This window comes from Pseudomonas rhizoryzae, from assembly GCF_005250615.1.
Taxonomy (GTDB): Bacteria; Pseudomonadota; Gammaproteobacteria; order Pseudomonadales; family Pseudomonadaceae; genus Chryseomonas; species Chryseomonas rhizoryzae.
On the sequence record NZ_SULM01000002.1, the window covers coordinates 290,081 to 310,956 of the forward strand.

Below are 20,876 nucleotides of genomic sequence, written 5' to 3' on the forward strand. Positions count from 1 at the left end.
CCCAGGGCACTCAGGACGCTTGTTCGAGCGGTGTGAAGCTGGGGACGTGGGTCTTGATCGCACCGATCAGCTCTTCTTTGCTGAAGGGTTTGGTGAGGTACTGGTCAGAGCCGACGATGCGACCCTTGGCCTTGTCGAAGAGGCCGTCACGCGATGACAGCATGATGACGGGTGTCGCGCGGAAGGCGCTGTTGTTCTTGATCAGCGCGCAGGTCTGATAGCCATCCAGTCGCGGCATCATGATGTCCACGAAGATGATGTGCGGATGACTGTCGGCGATCTTGGCGAGGGCATCGAAGCCATCGATGGCGGTGATGACCTCGCAGCCAACTTTCTTGAGCAAGGTCTCGGCAGTGCGACGAATCGTCTTCGAATCGTCAATCACCATGACCTTGAGCCCTTCCGAATACTGTTCCATGTTCAAGCTACCGGCTCATCGTCGATGAAACGTGAATAATGTCGATCAGAGGGCACCGTGGCGGCGCCTCTTTGTAGCACACAATACCGTGACCTACCACGCAGATCCCCTGGTCGCGGACCATCGGCCCGCCGCCTGCGACGATCGCGCAAGCATTGGCACTCAAGGGGATCCAGGGGCTATCCTGGCGCCTTGCCCACGTATAGCCGAGGTCTAGCGCCAATGAGTATCCGCCTGGGGATCGTCATGGATCCCATCGAACGCATCTCCTACAAGAAGGATAGCTCCATGGCCATGCTGTGGGCGGCCAAGGCGCGCGGCTGGACACTGCATTACTTCGAAATGCAGGACTTGTACCAAGTCGATGGCGAAGCCCGTGGTAGAGGTCGGCAACTGGACGTATTCCAGGATCCGGAGCGCTGGTTCGCCTTCGGTGAGAGCGTCGATCTGCCGCTGCGCGAACTGGACGTGATCCTGATGCGCAAGGATCCGCCCTTCGACAACGAATTCGTCTACGCCACCTACCTGCTGGAGCAGGCCGAGCGGGGTGGCACCCTGGTGGTCAACCGTCCCGCCAGCCTGCGCGACTGCAACGAGAAGTTCTTCGCCACCCTGTTCCCCGAACTCGCCCCGCCGACGCTGGTGAGTCGTCGCGCCGACATCATTCGCGAATTCGCCCGCGAGCACGGCGACGTCATCCTCAAGCCGCTCGACGGCATGGGCGGCAGCTCGGTGTTCCGTCATCGCGAAGGCGACCCCAATCTCTCGGTCATCCTGGAAACCCTGACGGCCCACGGCACCCAGCAGATCATCGCCCAGCGTTACCTGCCGGGCATCAAGGACGGCGACAAGCGCATCCTGATGGTCGATGGCGAGCCGGTGGAATATTGCCTGGCACGGATTCCGGCGCAGGGCGAGACGCGCGGCAACCTGGCCGCCGGTGGACGGGGCGTGGCCCAGCCGCTGTCGGCGCGGGATCGCGAGATCGCGGCCACGGTGGGTCCGGAGCTGCGCAAGCGTGGCCTGCTGTTCGTTGGCCTCGACGTGATCGGCGAGCACCTGACCGAGATCAACGTCACCAGCCCGACCTGCATCCGCGAGATCGATGCGGCCTACGACACCCGGATCGCCGAGCGGCTGATGGAGGTGATCGCGCAGAAACGCGCGAGCTGAAGCGGCCGGCCGTGCCGCCCCGGGCGGCATGGACAATCGCTGACACAATCCGCAGACTGACGCCAGCCCCGCCGCGCGTCCTCTGCCCTTGTCGACCCAGTCAATGCCCAGTCCCGCCCCCTCTCGCAACGCCCAGGTTCGCTCCGCCGACCGCCTGGGCTTCACGCTGCTCATCGCGACGCTCCTGCACGTCGTGCTGATCCTGGGGGTCGGCTTTGCGCTGCCCGAACCCACCCAGATCAGCCGCACCCTGGAAGTGACACTGGCCAGCTTCAAGAGCGATGAAGCCCCTAAGCAGGCGGATTTCCTGGCCCAGGAAAACCAACAGGGCAGCGGCACCCTGGACAAGGCGGCCGCGCCGAGCACGCCGGTGCAGGCGCCGTTCCACGACAGCGAGATCCGTGATGCCGCGCCGCCCGCCCGCCAGGCCGCCACGGATCGGCCCCAGGCGCCCAAGGCGGCGGTGACCACCCGCGCCGCGCGCCCGACCAAGGCCGAGCCCAGCCGCGAGACGCCCCAGCAAGAGCAGCGCGATGCCCCGAGCCCCGAGGCCGACAGCCAGGCCGCCGAACTCGCCAGCCTCGAAGCCCAGCTCGCCGAAGAGCGCCAGCAGTACGCCAAGCGCCCGAAGATCTGGCGGATCAATGCCGCCTCGACACAAAAGGACAAGGGCGCCCGCTACAAGGAAGAATGGCGGCGCAAGATCGAGCGGATCGGCAATCTCAACTATCCCGAGCAGGCCAAGCGTGATCGCCTTTATGGCAGCCTGCGGCTGCTGGTGGCGATCAACAAGGATGGTTCGCTCTACGAGGTGCAGGTGCTGGAGTCCTCGGGGCGCCCAGTACTGGACCAGGCCGCCCTGCGCATCGTCCGCTTGGCAGCGCCCTTCGCGCCCTTCAGTGGCGATCTCGCCGACATCGACCGGCTGGAGATCATCCGCACCTGGCGCTTCGAGCGCGGCGACCGCCTGTCCAGTCAATAGCCACGCACGTCGTTGCACTTGAAGCCGGGCCACGCAACCGGGAAACTTGCCGGTCATGAAGCCGACCCCCAGCACCACCCTACAGCACCAACTCCTGATCGCCATGCCGCAGATGGACGATCCCCATTTCGCCGAGACGGTGATCTACCTGGTCGACCACGGTCCCGACGGTGCCATGGGCCTGGTGATCAATCGCCCCAACGGCCTGCACCTCGACGATCTGCTCGAGCAGCTGCGGCCCGAGGTGCCCGCCACCCTGGAAGATACCCAGGTCGTCCTCTATGCCGGTGGTCCGGTGCAGACCGACCGCGGCTTCGTGCTGCACGACGTCGGACCGACCTTCCAAAACACCCTGGAGCTCGAAGAGCTGAGCCTGACCACCTCGCCAGACGTACTGTTCGCCATCTCCGATGGCAGCGGCCCCGCACGCCACCTGATCACCCTGGGCTACAGCGGCTGGGGACCCGGTCAGTTGGAAGAAGAGCTGGCCGCCAATCTCTGGCTCACCACTCCGGCGACCACCGCCCTGCTGTTCGAGACACCGACCGAGCAGCGCCTGGGTGGTGCCGCCGCCCTGCTGGGCATCGACCTGCGCCTGCTCTCGCGCCAGGCGGGCCACGCATGAGCGCGCCCACGGGGCTCTACCTGGGTTTCGATTACGGCACCCGGCAGATCGGCGTCGCCGTCGGCCAGGCCGTCACCGGCCAGGCCCGCGAACTGCTGACCCTCAAGGCGCAGAACGGCGTGCCGGACTGGCAGCAGATCCAGCGCTTGCTGGACGAATGGCGCCCGACGGCGCTGGTGGTCGGCCTGCCCTTGAACATGGACGGCACCCCCAGCGAAATGAGCGAACGGGCCGAGCGCTTCGCCCGCCGCCTGCATGGCCGCTATGCGCTGCCCGTGCATACCCATGACGAACGCCTCACCACCTATGCCGCCAAAGGCGAACGCCTGCAGGGCGGCCAACGCGACGGCTATCGCGAGCGTCCGGTGGATGCCCTCGCGGCCGCCCTCCTGCTGGAAGGCTGGCTGACCCAACAACTGGAACGGGCCGCGCGCCCGCAATCGGAGTAGCCATGCACCTGCCCTCTCCCGCCGAGCTCCTGCCGCGGCTGGCCGCGGACCTGCGCCTGTCGCTGGATCGTCGCGGCATCACCGATCCCAGCTTCATCGGCATCCATACCGGCGGCCTGTGGGTCGCCGAGGCCCTCTTGGCCGAACTCGGCCTGGATACCCCGCTGGGTAGCCTGGACGTGTCCTTCTACCGCGACGACTTCACCCAGAAGGGCCTGCACCCCCAGGTACGCCCCTCGGCGCTGCCCTTCGAGATCGATGGCCGGCACCTGGTGCTGGTGGACGACGTGCTGATGAGCGGGCGCACCGTGCGCGCGGCGCTCAACGAACTCTTCGACTATGGCCGTCCCGCCAGTGTGACCCTGGTCTGCCTGCTCGACGTCAATGCCCGCGAATTGCCGATCCAGCCCGACGTGGTGGGCGCCACCCTGACCCTCGCCCCCACCCAACGCGTCAAGCTGACCGGCCCCGCTCCGCTCGCCCTCGAATACCGCGACGTCCCCGCCGCCTGACCTGGATTCGCTGCCATGACCGACGCTACGCGTTCGCTGCAACTCAACGCTCAGGGCCAATTGCGCCATTTCCTGTCACTCGATGACCTGCCCGCCGAACTCTTGACCGAACTGCTCGATACCGCCGACTCCTTCCTCGAAGTCGGTGCCCGGGCGGTGAAGAAGGTGCCGCTGCTGCGCGGCAAGACGGTGTGCAACGTCTTCTTCGAGAACTCGACCCGTACCCGTACCACCTTCGAACTGGCCGCCAAGCGGCTGTCGGCGGACGTCATCACCCTCAACGTCTCCACCTCCTCCACCAGCAAGGGCGAGACGCTGTTCGACACCCTGCGCAACCTGGAGGCCATGGCCGCCGACATGTTCGTGGTGCGCCACGCCGACTCCGGCGCCGCCCATTTCATCGCCGAGCACGTCTGCCCCGACGTCGCCATCATCAACGGTGGCGACGGGCGCCATGCCCACCCCACCCAGGGCATGCTCGACATGCTGACCATCCGCCGGCACAAGGGCGACTTCGCCAACCTGTCGGTGGCCATCGTCGGCGACATCCTGCACTCGCGGGTCGCCCGTTCCGACATGCTGGCGCTGCGCACCCTGGGCTGCCGCGACATCCGCGTCATCGCCCCGCGTACCCTGCTGCCGGTCGGCCTCGAAGAACTCTATGGCGTACGCACCTACACCGATCTGGCCGACGGCCTGGAAGGCGTCGACGTGGTGATCATGCTGCGCCTGCAGCGCGAGCGCATGCAGGGTGGCCTCTTGCCCAGCGAGGGCGAGTACTACCGGCTGTTCGGCCTGACCCGCCAGCGCCTGGCGCGGGCGCGGCCGGACGCCATCGTCATGCACCCCGGCCCGATCAACCGTGGCGTGGAGATCGAGTCCGCGGTCGCCGACGGCGAGCAATCGGTCATCTTGAACCAGGTCACCTACGGCATCGCGGTCCGCATGGCGGTGCTGTCGATGGCCATGAGCGGGCAGACGGCCCAGCGTCAGCTACAGGAGAATGCGCAGTGAGCCTGAGCATCCGCAATGCCCGGGTGATCGACCCGGCCACCGGCCTCGATCAGGTCAGCGACGTCCATATCGACGAGGGCCGCATCCTGGCGCTCGGTGAGGCACCCAAGAACTTCCAGGCCGCCGAGCAGCTGGACGCCCGCGGCCTGATCCTGGCCCCGGGCCTGGTCGATCTGGACGTCGCCCTGTGCGAACCGGGCCTGACCCGCAAGGGCAACGTCGACAGCGAAACCCGCGCTGCCGCGGCCGGTGGCGTCACCAGCCTGTGTTGCCCGCCGACCACCCGCCCGGTGCTGGATACCACGGCGGTGGCCGAGCTCATCCTCGACCGTGCCCGTACCGCCGATCATGTCCGGGTCCATCCCATCGGCGCCCTGACCAAGGGCCTGGGCGGCGAGCAGCTGTCCGAACTGATGGCGCTGCGTGACGCCGGCTGCGTCGCCTTCACCAATGGCCTACAGCCGTTCGAGAATCTGCGGGTGCAACGCCGGGCCCTGGAATACGCGGCGACCTTCGACCTGACCGTGGTCTTCACCGCGCTGGACGCCGAGCTGGCCGAGGGCGGCCTGGCCCACGAGGGTCCTACCGCCAGCTTCCTCGGCCTCACCGGCATCCCGGAGACCGCCGAGACCATCGCTCTGTCCCGCGACCTGCTGCTGGTGGAACAGAGCGGCGTACGGGCCCACTTCGCTCAGCTGACCAGTGCCCGCGCCGTGGAGATGATCGCCGCTGCCCAGGCCCGTGGCCTGCCGGTGACCGCCGACGTGGCGCTCTACCAGCTGCTGCTCACCGACGAGGCGCTGCAGGGCTTTTCCAGCCTCTATCACGTCAAGCCGCCGCTACGCACCGCACGCGACCGCGATGCCCTGCGCGAAGGGGTGCGCGACGGCGTGATCGGCGCCATCTCCAGCCATCACCAGCCCCACGAGGCGGACGCCAAGCTGGCGCCCTTCGCCGCCACCGAGCCGGGCATCAGCAGCGTTGAATTGCTGCTGCCGCTGGCCCTGAGCCTAGTGGCCGACGGCCTGCTGGACCTGCCGACCCTGCTGGCGCGCCTGACCACCGGTCCGGCGCGCGCGCTGCGCTTGCCCTTCGGGCGCCTGGCCAAGGGCCAGCCAGCCGACCTGGTGCTGTTCTCCCAGGAGGCGACCAGGCAGGCAGACACGCCGTGGCTCTCGCGCGGACGCAATTGCCCCTTCCAAGGCCTGACGCTACCGGGGCGCGTCGAGCGCACCCTGGTGGGCGGTCGCGCGACCTACCGGCGCGATGCATGAAAAAAGGGGCTCCACGGAGCCCCTTCTGCTTTTGCCGAACAGTCTGCTCTAGCGCACCAGCCGCCGCCGATTCTCTTCGGAGATCTGCGAGTTCAGCGTCCAGAAGTCATAGAGCACACCTAGCAGGAAGAAACCCGCCGTAAAGAAATAGAGGACCGCGGTGATCCACTTGCCCAAGTACAGCCGATGGGCACCGAAGACGCCGAGGAAGGTCAGCAGAATCCAGCCCAGGCTGTAGTTGATCGATCCTGCCTGGAAGCGCAGGTCCGCTTCGCGATCCATGGCCGGGATCAGGAAGAGGTCGATCAGCCAGCCGATGCCCAGCAGGCCGAAGGTGCAGAACCAAAGGGTGCCGGTGACCGGCTTGCCATAGTAGAAGCGATGAGCGCCGAGAAAACCGAAGATCCACAACAGATAGCCCATGACCTTGCTGTGGGTGTCCTGATACTGCATGCCTGAGACCTCATCGGGAATGAAAAAGACCGCTTACCTACACCCTTACCTTCACCGTGAGTTTATGTCGAGAACTGGATGAATGCCCAGGGAGTCTCACTGGTTGGCGCTCTAGGGACCTCACTTTCCGCTAAAAATTACATAATTTCTTGATGAGAGGTGCACAAAATATCCACAGGGTTGGTATAGAATCCTTCGCTTCGATCTTCAGACACCCCTACGACAATGCGTCTATTTCTCCTGACATGGCTCTCTGCCTGTCTTGCGCTGCCAGTGGCCGCGCAAGCGAAAGAGAACTCTGCAGCGCGCACTGCCGCTCCGGTCCATAAGGTCGCAGCACGGCATGTTACCGCCGCTCCACATCACAAGCTTGCAGCCCGGCACGTCGCCGTCGCTACAACTCACAAGACCGCAGCCCGGCATGGCGCCGCTGCGGACAGCCCCACCCAGGCCGCCTCCAATGCTCGCGCCAAGCGCGCGGCGCGGGCCACCAGCGCTCTGCACCGTAAGCAGGCCACCGCCCAGGCGGCAACGCGCAATGTTGGCGCTCAAGTCGCCACCCGCGCTCTGGACCTGATAGGTACGCCCTACCGCTATGGCGGTAACAGCCCGAAGAACGGTTTGGATTGCAGCGGCCTGGTCAACTACGTCTATCGTGACGTGCACAACGTCAAGCTGCCGCGGACCTCGCGTGAGCTGGCTCAGCTCAAGGGCCCCAAGGTCGCCCGCCACGATCTCAAGGCCGGTGACCTGGTGTTTTTCAAGACCGGTCAGCGCAGCGGTATCGACCACGTCGCCATCTACCTGGGCAACGATAGATTCGTTCACGCCCCGCGCAGTGGCGAGAGCGTCCGCGTCGACCATCTGAGCGAGCCCTACTGGACCAAGAGGTTCGCCTCGGCCAAGCGGGTGCTGCCGCAACCCACTACCCTGGCCGCGGAAAGCGCTGCCATCGCCGACAAGCCGCGTACCAAGCGTACCCGCAAGTCCTGACCCTCCCCTTCGCTCCGCCGGGCCCGCTACCGCCCGGCGGAGTGTCGCTCCACTCGGCGCCGCCCAGCGCAAAGCCATTGAACGACGCTCCGCTTCCTGGATACTGTATGCAATCACAGTCCAGGAGATCTCGATGGAGCTCGCCGACAAGCTGATCATTCTCGCCGATGCCGCCAAGTACGACGTGTCCTGCGCCAGCAGCGGCGCGCCCAAACGCAGCTCGAAAGGCAAGGACGGCCTGGGCTCGACCGATGGCATGGGCATTTGCCACAGCTTCACCCCCGATGGCCGCTGCGTGGCGCTGCTCAAGGTGCTGCTGACCAACTTCTGCCAGTACGACTGCCAGTACTGCGTCAATCGCCGCAGCAGCAACGTGCCGCGGGCGCGCTTCACGCCCGAGGAAGTGGTGCAGCTGACCCTCGACTTCTACCGCCGCAACGTCATCAGCGGGCTGTTTCTCAGCTCCGGCATCATCCGCTCCTCCAACTACACCATGGAGCAGATGACCCGGGTGGCCCAGCTGTTGCGTGAACAGCACCAGTTCCGCGGCTACATCCACCTCAAGACCATTCCCGACGCCGATCCCGAGATCATCGCCCAGGCCGGTCTCTATGCCGATCGCCTGTCGGTGAACATCGAGCTGCCCACCGAGAGCAGCCTGGTCAAGCTGGCGCCGGAAAAGAACGGCAGCAGCATCCGCAAGACCATGGGCAACATCCGCCTGGGCCTGGAAGAGGCCGAGGCCGAAGCCAAGGCACCGCGCTTCGCCCCGGCCGGGCAGAGCACCCAGATGATCGTCGGCGCCGACGCTACCGACGACCGCACCATCCTCGATACCGCCCAGACGCTCTATGGCGCCTATCGCCTGAAGCGGGTCTATTACTCGGCCTTCAGCCCCATCCCGGAAAGCCCAGGCACCGTACCGCTGCAACCACCGCCGCTGCTGCGCGAGCACCGGCTGTACCAGGCCGACTTCCTCATGCGCGGCTATGGCTTCCAGGCGGCGGAACTCCCCACCGAAGACGGCCAGCTGCCGCTGGACGTGGACCCGAAGCTCGCCTGGGCGCTGCACAATCGCGCCATCTTCCCGCTGGACCTCAATCGCGCCGATCAGGCGCTGATCGCCCGCGTTCCGGGGATCGGTGTGCTCTCGGCCAGGCGGCTGGTGGAGCTGCGGCGCGAGCGGCGCATCCGCTATGCCGATCTGATCCGTCTGAAATGCAGCGTCGAGAAGGCGCGGCCCTTCATCATCACCCAGGACTACCGCCCGCAACCGCGACTGGCGGAATCCCTCGACCTGCGGCGGCAGCTAGCCGAACCGCCTGCCCAACTCGCCCTGCTCTAGATGCACAAGGTCAGTTTCGACGGCACCTTCGCCGGCTGGCGCCAGGAGGCGCGCCGGCTGCTCCAGGCCGGCATCGCCCCGGCCCAGGTGAGCTGGCAGGAGAGTCGCGGACTGGGTGACCTCTTCGATGAGCCGGCCGAAGCCGTGGCGTCGCCACCCAGCGGCGCCGTGCGCATCCCGCCGCAACTGGCCGAAGCCTTGACCTACGCCGCCTGTTTCCGCAGTGATGACCGCTGGGCCCTGCTCTACCAAGTGCTCTGGCGGGTCGCCCGGGGCGAGCGGGCGGCGATGCTGGCCGGCGACGAGGACGGCAGCGAATTGCAACGCCGGGTCAAGGCGATCCGCCGGGAGATCCATCATGTACACGCCTTCCTCCGATTTCGTCCGCGTGCGGAAAGCGCCGGCCCGCCGGCCTGGGTGGCCTGGCACCAGCCGGCCCACGATGTGCTGGCCCTGGCGGCGCCGCACTTCTGCGACCGCATGGGCAACAGCAGTTGGCTGATCGCCACGCCCGAAGCCGCCGCGCTCTGGGACGGCCAGGCGCTCAATATCGTGCAGCCCTGCCCCGCCGACCTGCAGCAGCTGGCACGCCAGACGCCGGAGGATGACGACCGTAACGCCGGCGACGAACTCTGGCGCGCCTACTATCGCAGCACCTTCAATCCGGCCCGGGCCAATCCGCGCACCCTGAGAGGCAACATGCCGGCACGCTTCTGGAAGGACCTGCCGGAAGGCCCGCTGATCCCAGCGCTGCTCAGCGAGGCCCGCGCCGGTGCCCAGCGCCTGGCCCAGGCCGAAGCCGTCGGTCGGCAGAGCGGTCGCGAGGTGCTGATCGCCGCCGAACGCGCCCAGCCGGAGCGACCGCTGCCCACTACCCTCGACGAGTGCCGGCGCTGCGACCTCTGGGAAAAAGCCACCCAGCCGGTGGCCGGCGAAGGCCCGCGTACGGCGCGCATTCTGCTATTGGGCGAGCAGCCCGGTGACCAGGAAGACCTGTCCGGCCGCCCCTTCGTCGGTCCGGCCGGGCAGGTGTTGATGGCGGCACTCGCCGAGGCGGGACTCGACCGGGGCGAGGTATTCCTCACCAATGCGGTCAAGCACTTCAAATGGATTCCCCAGGGGCTCAGACGCAAGCACGTCACCCCCGGACCGGAAATCGCGCCCTGTCGCTACTGGCTGGAGCAGGAATTGCGCGATATCCAGCCGACCGTGGTGGTCGCGCTCGGCTCGACGGCGTTGGAAGCTCTGCTCCGGCGCAAGCCAAGAGGCCTCGCGCAATTCATGGGCCGGCCGCTGCGCCTGGACGAGCGCTGGATCATCGCCACCTATCACCCCTCCTACATCCTGCGTACCCCGGATGCCCGGCAGCAGGAACAGGCCCGCCAGGCCCTGGTTGCCGCCTTGCGCGAGGCCAAAGCCCTGGCGGCCGACAGCGACTAGCGAAAGCGCTTGGGGGTATCGTCGCCCATGTCCACCGTCAGCGTACGGGTAACCTGGTTGAGGTGATCGGCATCCGTCTCCGAGCCGAGCTTGATCATCAGCCGCAGGTCGTTGGCGGAATCGGCATGGGCCAGAGCGGCCTCATAGCTGATCTCGCCTTCGCTATAGAGGCCATAGAGCGACTGGTCGAAGGTCTGCATCCCCAGCTCGACGGACTTCTTCATCAGGGCCTTGAGTTCGTGCACCTCGCCCTTGCGGATCAGGTCGGCGGCCAGCGGGGTGTTGAGCAGCACCTCGATCACCGCGCGGCGGCCCTGGCCATCGGTGGTGGGTACCAGTTGCTGGGCGACGATGCCCTTGAGATTGAGCGAGAGGTCCATCCAGATCTGGCTGTGCCGATCCGCCGGGAAAAAGTGGATGATGCGATCCAGCGCCTGGTTGGCGTTGTTGGCGTGCAGGGTAGCCAGGCACAGGTGGCCGGTCTCGGCGAAGGCCAGCGCGTGCTCCATGGTATCGCGGCTGCGGATCTCACCAATCATGATGACGTCCGGCGCCTGGCGCAGGGTGTTCTTCAGCGCCACCTCGAAGGATTCGGTGTCGATACCCACCTCGCGCTGGGTGACGATGCAGCCCTGGTGTTGGTGGATGTACTCGATGGGGTCCTCGATGGAGATGATGTGACCCGCCGAGTTCTTGTTGCGATGGCCGATCATGGCGGCCAGCGAGGTGGACTTGCCGGTGCCGGTGGCGCCGACGAAGATCACCAGGCCGCGCTTGGTCATGGCCAGCTTCTTGATGATCTCCGGCAGCCGCAACTGCTCGACGGTGGGAATGTTGACCTCGATGCGGCGTAGCACCATGCCTACCTGGTTGCGCTGGTAGAAGGCGCTGACCCGGAAGCGGCCGATGCCACGCGCGCTGATGGCGAAGTTACACTCGCGCTTCTGCTGGAATTCCTGGCGCTGCTCCTCGTTCATCACCCCGAGCACCAGGGCTCGGCACTGGTCCGGCGAAAGCGAGTCCTTGGTGACCGGCATCATGCGGCCGTTGATCTTCATCGAAGGCGGCACACCGGTGGTGATGAAGAGGTCGGAGGCCCCCTTGTCCACCATCAGTTGCAGGAATCTGTCGAACTCCATCAGAAATTCTCCGGCGTCTTGGCCTTCTCGCGCGCCGCGTCGCGGCTGATCAGCCCCTTGGACAGCAGCGCCTTGAGGCACATGTCCAGGGTCTGCATGCCCAGGCCACCACCGGTCTGGATCGCCGAATACATCTGCGCCACCTTGTCCTCGCGGATCAGGTTACGGATGGCCGGGGTGCCGATCATGATCTCGTGGGCCGCCACCCGGCCGCCACCGACCTTCTTGAGCAGGGTCTGGGAGACCACCGCCTGCAGGGATTCCGACAACATGGAACGCACCATGGCTTTCTCTTCCGCCGGAAAGACGTCCACCACCCGATCGATGGTCTTGGCCGCCGAGGTGGTGTGCAGGGTGCCGAATACCAGGTGCCCGGTCTCGGCCGCGGTCAGTGCCAGGCGGATGGTCTCCAGGTCACGCAGTTCGCCCACCAGGATGATGTCCGGGTCTTCACGTAGCGCCGAGCGCAGGGCTTCGGAAAAGCCCAGGGTGTCGCGGTGTACCTCGCGCTGGTTGACCAGGCACTTCTTGGATTCGTGGACGAATTCGATGGGGTCTTCGATGGTGAGGATGTGGTGGTACTTGGTGTTATTGAGGTAGTCGAGCATGGCCGCCAGGGTGGTGGACTTGCCCGAGCCAGTCGGCCCGGTCACCAGCACCAGGCCGCGGGGCACGTCGGTGATCTTGCGGAACACCTCGCCCATGCCCAGTTCCTCCATGCTCAGCACCTTGGAGGGAATGGTCCGGAATACCGCGCCAGCGCCGCGGTTCTGGTTGAAGGCGTTGACCCGGAAGCGCGCCACACCGGGCACCTCGAAGGAGAAGTCGGTCTCCAGGAATTCCTCGAAGTCCTTGCGCTGCTTGTCGTTCATGATGTCGTAGATCAGCGCGTGCACCTGCTTGTGCTCGAAGGCCGGCAGGTTGATGCGGCGCACGTCGCCATCGACGCGGATCATCGGCGGCAGGCCGGCGGAGAGGTGCAGGTCGGAGGCGCCTTGCCGCGCGGAAAAGGCCAGCAATTCGGTGATATCCATGGGACTCCCAGATGTCGAGCAAGCAGGTAGAATGCCGCGCAGCATTGGCGGTCTGACCTGGTCACCGCCACTTATTCATCCGGTACGCCAAGGCCTGCCGGATGCGCCGACGCAAGCAGGGGCTGAATGTCCACGATAGCCGAGAATAGCGCAACCGTACTCGAACGCATCGCCGCCGCCAGCCGGACGGCAGGCCGCGATCCCGCGACTGTCGGCCTCCTGGCCGTGAGCAAGACCAAGCCCGCCGCGGCCTTGCGCGAAGCGGCCGCCGCCGGGCTGCGCGACTTCGGCGAGAACTATCTACAAGAGGCGCTGGACAAGCAGACGGAACTGACCGACCTGCCGCTGGTGTGGCATTTCATCGGCCCCATCCAGTCCAACAAGACCCGCGCCATCGCCAGCCATTTCGACTGGGTGCACTCGGTGGATCGCCTGAAGATCGCCCAGCGCCTGGCCGAACAGCGCCCGCCCGAGCGCGGCCCGTTGAACATCTGCCTGCAGGTCAACGTCAGTGGCGAGGCCAGCAAGTCCGGCTGCCACCCCGACGAGTTACCGGCCTTGGCCACCCTCGTGAGCCAGTTGCCCAACCTGCGCCTGCGCGGCCTGATGGCCATTCCCGAACCCACCGACGACCCGGCCAGCCAGCGCGCCGCCTTCGCCCGGCTACGGACCTTGAGCGAAGCGCTGAACCTGGACCTGGACACCCTGTCCATGGGCATGAGCCAGGACCTGGAAGCCGCCATCGCCGAGGGCGCCACCTGGGTGCGCATCGGTACCGCTCTCTTCGGCGCCCGCGACTATGGCGCCGCCGCCTCTTCAACCTAGGAAGTCTCGATGAACGATACCCGCATCGCCTTCATCGGTGCCGGCAACATGGCCGGCGCCATCATCGGCGGGCTGCTCGCCCAGGGCGTACCGGCCCAGCAGCTCAGCGCCAGCAATCGCAATCCGGCCAAGCGCGAGGCGCTGGCCCAGGCGCATGGCATCCGGGTCGAAGCCAGCAATGTCGCCGTCCTGGATAACGCCGACGTGGTGGTGCTGGGCGTGAAGCCCCAGGTGATGGGCGAAGTCTGCCAGGAACTGGCGCCGCACCTGCGTCCGGACCAGCTGATCGTCTCGGTCGCTGCCGGCATCACCTGCGCCAGCCTGACGCGCTGGCTGGGGGAGCGCCCCCTGGTGCGCTGCATGCCCAACGTGCCCTCGCAACTGCGCCTGGGTGCCAGCGGCCTGTTCGCCAACGCGCAGGTCAACGACCAACAGCGCGCCCGGGCCCAGGAGATCCTCGCCGCGGTCGGCCTGGCGCTCTGGGTCGACGAAGAACGGCAGCTGGATGCGGTCACCGCTGTCTCCGGCAGCGGTCCGGCCTATTTCTTCCTGCTGATGGAAGCCATGACCCAGGCCGGCATCAAGCTGGGCCTGCCGGCCGAAGTCGCCGAGCAACTGACCCTGCACACCGCCCGCGGCGCCGCCGCCATGGCCTGCCAGGGCGATCGCACCCCCGAACAACTGCGCCGCTCGGTGATGTCCCCCAAGGGCACCACCGAGCGCGCCATCGAAACCTTCCAAGCCGGGGCCTTCGAGGATCTGGTCGAGGAAGCCCTCACTGCCGCAGCCGACCGGGCTGCGGAACTGGCCCAGTTGCCGGATCGATAAGGAGTATCCATGTCCGCTCTCGCGCAAGCTCTCGTCTACGTCATCCAGACCCTCGGCAGCCTCTACCTGCTGATCATCCTGCTGCGCTTCATCCTGCAGCTGGTCCGCGCCGACTTCTACAACCCGCTCTCGCAATTCACCGTGCGTGCCACCCAGCCGCTGCTCAAGCCTCTGCGGCGCATCATCCCCGGCTTCGGCGGTGTGGATCTGGCCTCTCTGGTGCTGGCGATCCTGGTCCAATTGGCGCTGATGATGGTCGTGGTGGTGCTGCTCGGCGCCAGCATCGCCGGCCTGTTCCCTGCTCTGCTGATCTGGGCCCTGCTGGGCGTGGCCTCGCTGCTGCTGAAGGTGTTCTTCTTCGCCCTCATCATCAGCGTCATCCTCTCCTGGGTCGCCCCCCAGAGCCACAACCCCGCCGCCGAGCTGGTCAACCAGATCTGCGAGCCGCTGCTGGCGCCGTTCCGCCGCCTCTTGCCCAGCCTCGGTGGCCTGGATCTGTCGCCGATCTTCGCCTTCATCGTGATCAATCTGCTGGATCGCTTCGTCATCGGCCAACTGGCCGCGGCCACCGGCATGCCGCAGATTCTCGCGCCCTTCCTCTGATGTCCGACCATTAGCACCACTCGCCCCTTAGTCACGACCGCCCGCCGCGCCGTGACCGAGGTGGCATTGACCTCCTCTGGATGCTGGGGCACCGTCCTGCCTTTAGCTGTTCAGGTCAAGGAAGTCCATCTATGGAACGCCTGTTCCGCCACGTCGATGCCTATGCCGCGTGGAAAGCCGAGCTCGATACCCAATTGGGCCGCTACCGCGACTGGTTGCAGCGTAACCGTCTAGCCTCCCCAGCCCTGGACGCCGCCCTGGCCAGTTGCCAGAGCGAGTTGCAGGCCGACGGCATCACCCTGGCCTTCGCCGGCGAGTTCTCCCGTGGCAAGACCGAGCTGATCAACGCCCTCTTCTTCGCCGACTACGGCCAGCGCATGCTGCCGTCCCAGGCCGGGCGCACCACCATGTGCCCCACCGAGATCTTCTTCGACACCCAGGCCGACGGCCCCTACCTGCAGTTGCTGCCCATCGACAGCCGCCTGGACGACCGCAGCCTGGTCGCCTGGCGTAAGACACCGGAGGCCTGGCAACGCCTGCCCCTGGATGAACGGCAACCGGACGCCATGGCCGCGCTGCTGGCCAAGGTCACCGAAACCCGCGACGTCGAGCCGGCTTTCGCCGCGCAACTGGGCTTCGATCCCGCGCAGCTGGAGCAGACCGGGGAAGCCGGCCTGGTCAGCGTCCCGGCCTGGCGCCATGCGCTGATCAGCATCGACCACCCCCTGCTGCGCCAAGGCCTGCGCATCCTCGACACCCCCGGCCTCAACGCCCTGGGCGCCGAGCCCGAGTTGACCCTGTCGCTGCTGCCCCATGCCCAGGCCGTGCTCTTTCTCATCGGCGCCGACACCGGGGTGACCGCCTCGGACCTGGCGCTCTGGGAGCAATGCGTCAAGCCAGCGTTGGGCGACAGCTCCGAGCGGCTGTTCGCGGTGATGAACAAGATCGACAGCCTCTGGGACGACCTCGGCGGCGCTGCCCACGTCGCCCATTCGCTGGAAAACGTCCGCCAGGCCAGTGCTCGCCAACTGGCCCTGCCCGCCGAGCACATCCTGCCGCTGTCGGCCAAGCAGGCGCTGCTGGGCAAGGTGCGCGGCGACCTGGAACTGCTCGCCCGCAGCCAGCTGGACAGCCTCGAGCAGTTGCTCGCCGAGCGCATCGTCGGTGCTCGCGAGCGGCTGCTGCAACAGCGCATCGTGCAGCAAGCCAGCGGCTTGCTCGGTGCCAGTCGCACCCTCATCGAACAGCGCCTGGAAGCCATCCGGGCGCAGTACGCGCAACTGGCGGACGAAGAGCTGCCGGGCGCCGGACTCGAATTGCAGACCGCCCGCACGCGCCAGGAGTACGACCAGTACCACCGCCGCCTGCTGGACCTGCGCACCACCCAGAACATGCTCGCCGGCCAGCGCAAGCTGCTCGTCGACCTGGTCGCCCCGGAGCGCCTGGACGCCCATCTGGACACCGCCCGCCGCGAATTCCGCAGCAGTCTCACCACGGTCGGCATCAACCAGTCCATCGCCCGCTTCTTCCGCATGGTCGAGCATGACCTGCTGGCCCTGGACAACGAGGCCGACCGCGCCAACAAGGTGCTCAGCGCCGTCTACCAGCGGCACAATGCCGAGAATCCCCTGCATCCGCTGGAGGCGCCGCGCCTGCGCATTCGCCCCTATGTGCGCGAGTTGCGCCAGTTGCAGCTCAAGACCGAGGAAGTACAGCGCCAGGTCAAGACCCTGCTCACCGAGCAGAGCGCCCTGGCCCGCCGCTTCTTCGCCACCGTCGCCCAGGAAGTCCAGGCCTTGCAGGAAGGCGCCCATGCCCAGGTGCTGCGCTGGAACGACGGCGCCCTGACCCCCCTGGTCCAGCACACCCGCGAGCAGAAGCAGTTGCTGGAAACCAGCATGCTGGCGCTCAAGCAACTCACCCAGCAGAACCTCAACAGCCAGGAGCAGGTGCGCCGCCTGCAGGTGCACGAGGAAGTGCTGCACAAGCAGCTCAGCGAAGTCAGCGACATGCTCAAGCAGATCGCGCGCCCAGCACCCTCCCAGCGCCACGACAACGTGGTGCCCCTACCCCTCGCGCGGGTGGGCTGAGCCTAGCGGGCGGCGCCGGCGCGCCTGCCCTTGCCGCTCCTCGCGGTGCTCTTTAGACTGGCGAGCCCCGCACCGGACGAGCCGTCAATGCCCAGCGTCATCCCCGAAGATTCCGTCGGCCTGGTCACCCCCGAGCTGCTGCATTTCAGCGAGCCCCTGCCCCTGGCCTGCGGCCGCACCCTGCCGGCCTACGACCTCATGGTCGAGACCTATGGCGAACTCAACGCCAGCCGCAGCAACGCGGTGCTGATCTGCCACGCGCTCTCCGGCCATCACCACGCGGCGGGTTACCACAGTCTCGAAGATCGCAAACCGGGTTGGTGGGACAGCTGCATCGGCCCGGGCAAGCCCATCGATACCCGCAAGTTCTTCGTCGTCGCCCTCAACAACCTGGGCGGCTGCAACGGCTCCACCGGACCCAGCAGCCCCAATCCCGCGACCGGCCGCCCCTATGGCGCCGACTTCCCGGTACTCACCGTGGAAGACTGGGTGCACAGCCAGGCGCGCCTGGCGGACCGCCTGGGCATCGCGCAGTGGGCGGCGGTGATCGGCGGCAGCCTGGGTGGCATGCAGGCGCTGCAATGGGCCATCAGCTACCCCGAGCGCATCCGCCACTGCCTGGCCATCGCCTCGGCGCCCAAGCTGTCGGCGGAAAACATCGCCTTCAACGAGGTGGCGCGCCAGGCCATCCTCTCGGACCCGGATTTCCATGCCGGCCACTTCCAGGAAAAGGGCGTGATCCCCAAGCGCGGCCTGATGCTGGCACGCATGGTCGGGCACATCACCTACCTCTCCGACGAAGCCATGGGCGAAAAATTCGGTCGCGAGCTCAAGACCGACCAGCTCAACTACGACTTCCACAGCGTCGAATTCCAGGTGGAGAGCTACCTGCGCTATCAGGGCGAGGAATTCTCCGGCCGCTTCGACGCCAACACCTATCTGCTGATGACCAAGGCGCTGGACTACTTCGATCCGGCCCACGCCCATGGCGGCAACCTGGCCAAGACCCTGGCCGGGGTGCAGGCGCGCTTCCTGATCGTCTCCTTCACCACCGACTGGCGCTTTTCGCCGGCGCGCTCCAAGGAGATCGTCAACGCCCTGATGGCCGCGCGCAAGGACGTCAGCTACCTGGAAGTGGACGCCCCCCAGGGCCATGACGCCTTCCTCATCCCCATCCCGCGCTATCTGCAGGCCTTCTCCCACTACATGACCCGTATCGAGGTATAGCTGCCGTGCGCGCCGATCTGGACATCATTCAGGAATGGATCCCCGCCGGCAGCCGGGTGCTCGACCTCGGCTGCGGCACCGGCGAATTGCTCGCCTGGCTGCGCGATCACAAGCAGGTCACCGGCTACGGCCTGGAGATCGACCCCGACAAGATCGCCGAATGCCTGCTCAAGGACGTCAACGTCATCGAGCAGGACCTCGACGGCGGCCTGGCCAACTTCGCCAGCGACAGCTTCGACGTGGTGGTCATGACCCAATCGCTGCAGGCACTGCAATACCCCGACCGCATCCTCCAGGAGATGCTGCGGGTCGGGCGCCAGTGCATCATCACCTTCCCCAACTTCGGCCACTGGCGTTGCCGGCTGTACCTGGGTACCAAGGGCCGCATGCCGGTCTCGGACTTCCTGCCCTACACCTGGTACAACACGCCGAACATCCACTTCTGCACCTTCGAGGACTTCGAGCGCCTCTGCCGCGAACAGCGCGCCCAGGTGCTGGACCGTCTCGCCGTGGACCGCCAGCACCGCCATGGCTGGGCCAGCAAGCTGTGGCCCAACCTGCTCGGCGAGATCGGCATCTACCGCGTCAGCGCCCCGCGCCTGCAGGAACATCGCGTCGCCATATGACGTAAGGCACGGGCGACGCGTCCAGCCTGGCCGTGGCTTCGCGTACAATACGCCGCCATCCCTAACGAGACGCGGTGTCCTCATGTCCGACCTTACCGAACTGGTCCTCGCCAGCCACAACGCCGGCAAGCTCAAGGAACTCCAGGCCATGCTCGGCGGCCAGGTGCGGGTGCGCTCGGTGGGCGAGTTCAGCCAGGTGGAGCCGGAAGAGACCGGCCTGTCCTTCGTCGAGAACGCCATCCTCAAGGCACGCAACGCCGCACGCCTGTCCGGCCTGCCGGCGCTGGCCGACGATTCGGGCCTGGCAGTGGACGCCCTCGGCGGCGCCCCCGGCATCTATTCCGCGCGCTACGCCGATGGCAAAGGCGATGCGGCCAACAACGCCAAGCTGCTCGACGCCCTGCGCGACGTGCCTGACGCCGAACGCACCGGCCAGTTCGTCTGCGTGCTGGCGCTGGTACGCCACGCTGACGATCCCCTGCCGATCCTCTGCGAAGGGATCTGGCCCGGTCGGATCCTCCATGCCGCCCAGGGCGAGCACGGCTTCGGCTACGACCCGCTGTTCCAGCCCGATGGCGAAAGCCTCTCCGCCGCCGAACTGGCCCCGGCGGAAAAGAACCAACGCAGCCACCGCGCCCGCGCCATGGCCCTGCTCAAGCAACGGCTCGGCCTGTGACCGAGACCTTCGTCCTGCCGCCGCTGGCGCTCTACGTCCATATTCCCTGGTGCGTGCGCAAGTGCCCCTATTGCGACTTCAACTCCCACGCCGCCGGCCCCAACCTGCCGGAAGTGGAGTATGTCGACGCCCTGCTGGCGGACCTGGATAACGACCTGGTCCACGTCCACGGTCGGCCCCTGACCTCGATCTTCTTCGGTGGCGGCACCCCCAGCCTGTTCTCGGCCGCGGCCCTGGGTCGGCTGCTGGAAGGCGTGGCCAGGCGCCTGGACTTCGCGCCCGATATCGAGATCACCCTGGAAGCCAATCCGGGCACCTTCGAGCAGGCCAAGTTCGTCGCCTATCGCGGGCTGGGCATCAATCGGCTGTCCATCGGCATCCAGAGCTTCCAGGACGAGAAACTCAAGGCCCTGGGGCGCATCCATGGGCGTGACGAAGCCATCCGCGCCGCCGATCGGGCACGTGCCGCCGGCTTCGACAACTTCAACCTGGACCTCATGCACGGCCTGCCCGACCAGAGCCTGGCCGATGCCCTGGGTGATCTGGAGCAGGCCATCGCCCTGGCGCCGACGCACCTGTCCTGGTATCAGCTCACCATGGAGCCCAATACGGTGTTCTGGAGCCAGCCGCCGGAACTGCCCGAGGACGAGGTACTCTGGGACATCCAGGAAGCCGGCCAGGCCCGCCTGGCCGCCGCCGGTTATCGGCAATACGAGACCTCCGCCTATGCCCAGCCCGGACGCCAGGCGCGGCACAATCTCAACTATTGGGGCTTCGGTGACTTCCTCGGCATCGGCGCCGGCGCCCATGCCAAACTCAGCGCGCCGGATGGCCGCCTGCTGCGCAGCTGGAAGACCCGCCTGCCCAAGGATTACCTCGACCCGGCCAAACCCTTCCAGGCCGGCGAGAAACGCCTGGAAGCGGCCGACCTGCCTTTCGAATTCATGATGAACGCCCTGCGCCTGGTGGACGGGGTACCGGCCGCCTGGTATCCGCAGCGGACTGGTCAGCCGCTGGACGAATTGGCGCCCGCCCTGGCCGCGGCGCGGCGCGACGGCCTGCTGGCGGACGACCCCGAGCGCCTGCGGCCCACCGCCCGTGGCCAGCTGTTCCTGAACGACCTCTTGCAATCCTTTCTGCCTGACTGACG

22 protein-coding genes are annotated in these 20,876 nt (G+C 66.7%); 18 read left to right on the plus strand and 4 right to left on the minus strand.

The genetic code is table 11. From position 1 onward, the window contains the following. Positions 1 to 10 precede the first annotated feature (10 nt). Complete coding sequence (gene pilG, locus FAZ11_RS03825) at positions 11 to 418, minus strand: twitching motility response regulator PilG (RefSeq protein WP_007161679.1); 408 nt, start codon at positions 416 to 418, stop codon at positions 11 to 13. Between the two features lie 222 nt (positions 419 to 640). Between pilG and gshB the strand changes: the two genes are divergently transcribed. The 7 genes from gshB (at position 641) to FAZ11_RS03860 (ending at position 6,447) form a co-directional block, all read left to right on the plus strand. Then, positions 641 to 1,591 carry a glutathione synthase gene (gene gshB, locus FAZ11_RS03830; RefSeq protein ID WP_058762974.1) on the plus strand — a complete coding sequence of 317 codons (951 nt, stop codon included), beginning with the start codon at positions 641 to 643 and terminating at the stop codon, positions 1,589 to 1,591. Between the two features lie 103 nt (positions 1,592 to 1,694). Continuing rightward, on the plus strand, positions 1,695 to 2,573 hold the full coding sequence (locus FAZ11_RS03835) for an energy transducer TonB (RefSeq protein ID WP_058774141.1): 879 nt from the start codon (positions 1,695 to 1,697) through the stop codon (positions 2,571 to 2,573). 55 nt (positions 2,574 to 2,628) lie between these two features. Then, positions 2,629 to 3,198, plus strand: a complete 570-nt coding sequence (locus FAZ11_RS03840) for a YqgE/AlgH family protein (protein WP_058774142.1) — start codon at positions 2,629 to 2,631, stop codon at positions 3,196 to 3,198. After that, positions 3,195 to 3,647: a Holliday junction resolvase RuvX gene (gene ruvX / locus FAZ11_RS03845; protein ID WP_058762971.1), complete on the plus strand. Its 453-nt coding sequence runs from the start codon at positions 3,195 to 3,197 to the stop codon at positions 3,645 to 3,647. The genes FAZ11_RS03840 and ruvX overlap by 4 nt, the downstream gene beginning before the upstream one ends. Before the next feature lie 2 nt (positions 3,648 to 3,649). Beyond that, the gene (pyrR, locus tag FAZ11_RS03850) at positions 3,650 to 4,159 is read left to right on the plus strand and encodes a bifunctional pyr operon transcriptional regulator/uracil phosphoribosyltransferase PyrR (RefSeq protein ID WP_058774143.1); all 510 of its coding nucleotides are present in this window, start codon (positions 3,650 to 3,652) and stop codon (positions 4,157 to 4,159) included. Positions 4,160 to 4,174: 15 nt separating this feature from the next. Next, entirely contained in the window at positions 4,175 to 5,173 is a 999-nt protein-coding gene (locus tag FAZ11_RS03855; protein WP_058762969.1) for an aspartate carbamoyltransferase catalytic subunit, read from the plus strand. Continuing rightward, positions 5,170 to 6,447: a dihydroorotase gene (locus FAZ11_RS03860; RefSeq protein WP_058762968.1), complete on the plus strand. Its 1,278-nt coding sequence runs from the start codon at positions 5,170 to 5,172 to the stop codon at positions 6,445 to 6,447. Before FAZ11_RS03855 ends, FAZ11_RS03860 begins: the two co-directional genes overlap by 4 nt. 48 nt (positions 6,448 to 6,495) lie before the next feature. Here the strand turns inward: FAZ11_RS03860 and FAZ11_RS03865 are convergent, their stop codons facing one another. Next, on the minus strand, positions 6,496 to 6,900 hold the full coding sequence (locus tag FAZ11_RS03865; protein ID WP_058762967.1) for an NINE protein: 405 nt from the start codon (positions 6,898 to 6,900) through the stop codon (positions 6,496 to 6,498). Between the two features lie 273 nt (positions 6,901 to 7,173). On the opposite strand from FAZ11_RS03865, the gene FAZ11_RS03870 reads away from it, so the two are divergent. The 3 genes from FAZ11_RS03870 to FAZ11_RS03880 all read left to right on the plus strand — a co-directional run bounded on the left by FAZ11_RS03870 (position 7,174) and on the right by FAZ11_RS03880 (position 10,678). Further along, entirely contained in the window at positions 7,174 to 7,893 is a 720-nt protein-coding gene (locus tag FAZ11_RS03870; RefSeq protein ID WP_240043539.1) for a C40 family peptidase, read from the plus strand. A 133-nt stretch (positions 7,894 to 8,026) separates the two neighbouring features. Next, positions 8,027 to 9,238, plus strand: a complete 1,212-nt coding sequence (locus FAZ11_RS03875; RefSeq protein WP_058774145.1) for a putative DNA modification/repair radical SAM protein — start codon at positions 8,027 to 8,029, stop codon at positions 9,236 to 9,238. Continuing rightward, positions 9,239 to 10,678 carry a UdgX family uracil-DNA binding protein gene (locus tag FAZ11_RS03880; RefSeq protein WP_058774146.1) on the plus strand — a complete coding sequence of 480 codons (1,440 nt, stop codon included), beginning with the start codon at positions 9,239 to 9,241 and terminating at the stop codon, positions 10,676 to 10,678. It abuts the gene before it with no gap. Here FAZ11_RS03880 and FAZ11_RS03885 read toward each other — a convergent pair. Both FAZ11_RS03885 and pilT read right to left on the minus strand, forming a co-directional pair. After that, a complete protein-coding gene (locus FAZ11_RS03885; RefSeq protein WP_058762963.1) occupies positions 10,675 to 11,817 on the minus strand; it encodes a PilT/PilU family type 4a pilus ATPase in 1,143 nt (380 codons plus the stop codon). The genes FAZ11_RS03880 and FAZ11_RS03885 overlap by 4 nt on opposite strands. Next, positions 11,817 to 12,851: a type IV pilus twitching motility protein PilT gene (gene pilT / locus FAZ11_RS03890; protein WP_058762962.1), complete on the minus strand. Its 1,035-nt coding sequence runs from the start codon at positions 12,849 to 12,851 to the stop codon at positions 11,817 to 11,819. The genes FAZ11_RS03885 and pilT overlap by 1 nt, the downstream gene beginning before the upstream one ends. A 126-nt stretch (positions 12,852 to 12,977) precedes the next feature. Between pilT and FAZ11_RS03895 the strand changes: the two genes are divergently transcribed. The 8 genes from FAZ11_RS03895 to hemW all read left to right on the plus strand — a co-directional run bounded on the left by FAZ11_RS03895 (position 12,978) and on the right by hemW (position 20,874). Beyond that, complete coding sequence (locus FAZ11_RS03895; RefSeq protein ID WP_058774147.1) at positions 12,978 to 13,676, plus strand: YggS family pyridoxal phosphate-dependent enzyme; 699 nt, start codon at positions 12,978 to 12,980, stop codon at positions 13,674 to 13,676. 9 nt (positions 13,677 to 13,685) lie between these two features. Continuing rightward, positions 13,686 to 14,504, plus strand: a complete 819-nt coding sequence (gene proC, locus FAZ11_RS03900; protein ID WP_058774148.1) for a pyrroline-5-carboxylate reductase — start codon at positions 13,686 to 13,688, stop codon at positions 14,502 to 14,504. Positions 14,505 to 14,513: 9 nt separating this feature from the next. Then, the gene (locus FAZ11_RS03905) at positions 14,514 to 15,107 is read left to right on the plus strand and encodes a YggT family protein (RefSeq protein WP_058766176.1); all 594 of its coding nucleotides are present in this window, start codon (positions 14,514 to 14,516) and stop codon (positions 15,105 to 15,107) included. Between the two features lie 131 nt (positions 15,108 to 15,238). After that, entirely contained in the window at positions 15,239 to 17,197 is a 1,959-nt protein-coding gene (locus FAZ11_RS03910; protein WP_058774149.1) for a dynamin family protein, read from the plus strand. Positions 17,198 to 17,284: 87 nt separating this feature from the next. Next, entirely contained in the window at positions 17,285 to 18,424 is a 1,140-nt protein-coding gene (gene metX / locus FAZ11_RS03915; RefSeq protein WP_058766178.1) for a homoserine O-succinyltransferase MetX, read from the plus strand. Between the two features lie 5 nt (positions 18,425 to 18,429). Next, positions 18,430 to 19,050 carry a methionine biosynthesis protein MetW gene (gene metW, locus FAZ11_RS03920; RefSeq protein ID WP_058762956.1) on the plus strand — a complete coding sequence of 207 codons (621 nt, stop codon included), beginning with the start codon at positions 18,430 to 18,432 and terminating at the stop codon, positions 19,048 to 19,050. Between the two features lie 82 nt (positions 19,051 to 19,132). Further along, positions 19,133 to 19,726, plus strand: coding sequence for an RdgB/HAM1 family non-canonical purine NTP pyrophosphatase (rdgB, locus tag FAZ11_RS03925; protein WP_058774150.1), 594 nt, complete (start codon positions 19,133 to 19,135; stop codon positions 19,724 to 19,726). Beyond that, entirely contained in the window at positions 19,723 to 20,874 is a 1,152-nt protein-coding gene (gene hemW / locus FAZ11_RS03930) for a radical SAM family heme chaperone HemW (protein ID WP_058774151.1), read from the plus strand. Before rdgB ends, hemW begins: the two co-directional genes overlap by 4 nt. Positions 20,875 to 20,876 lie beyond the last annotated feature (2 nt).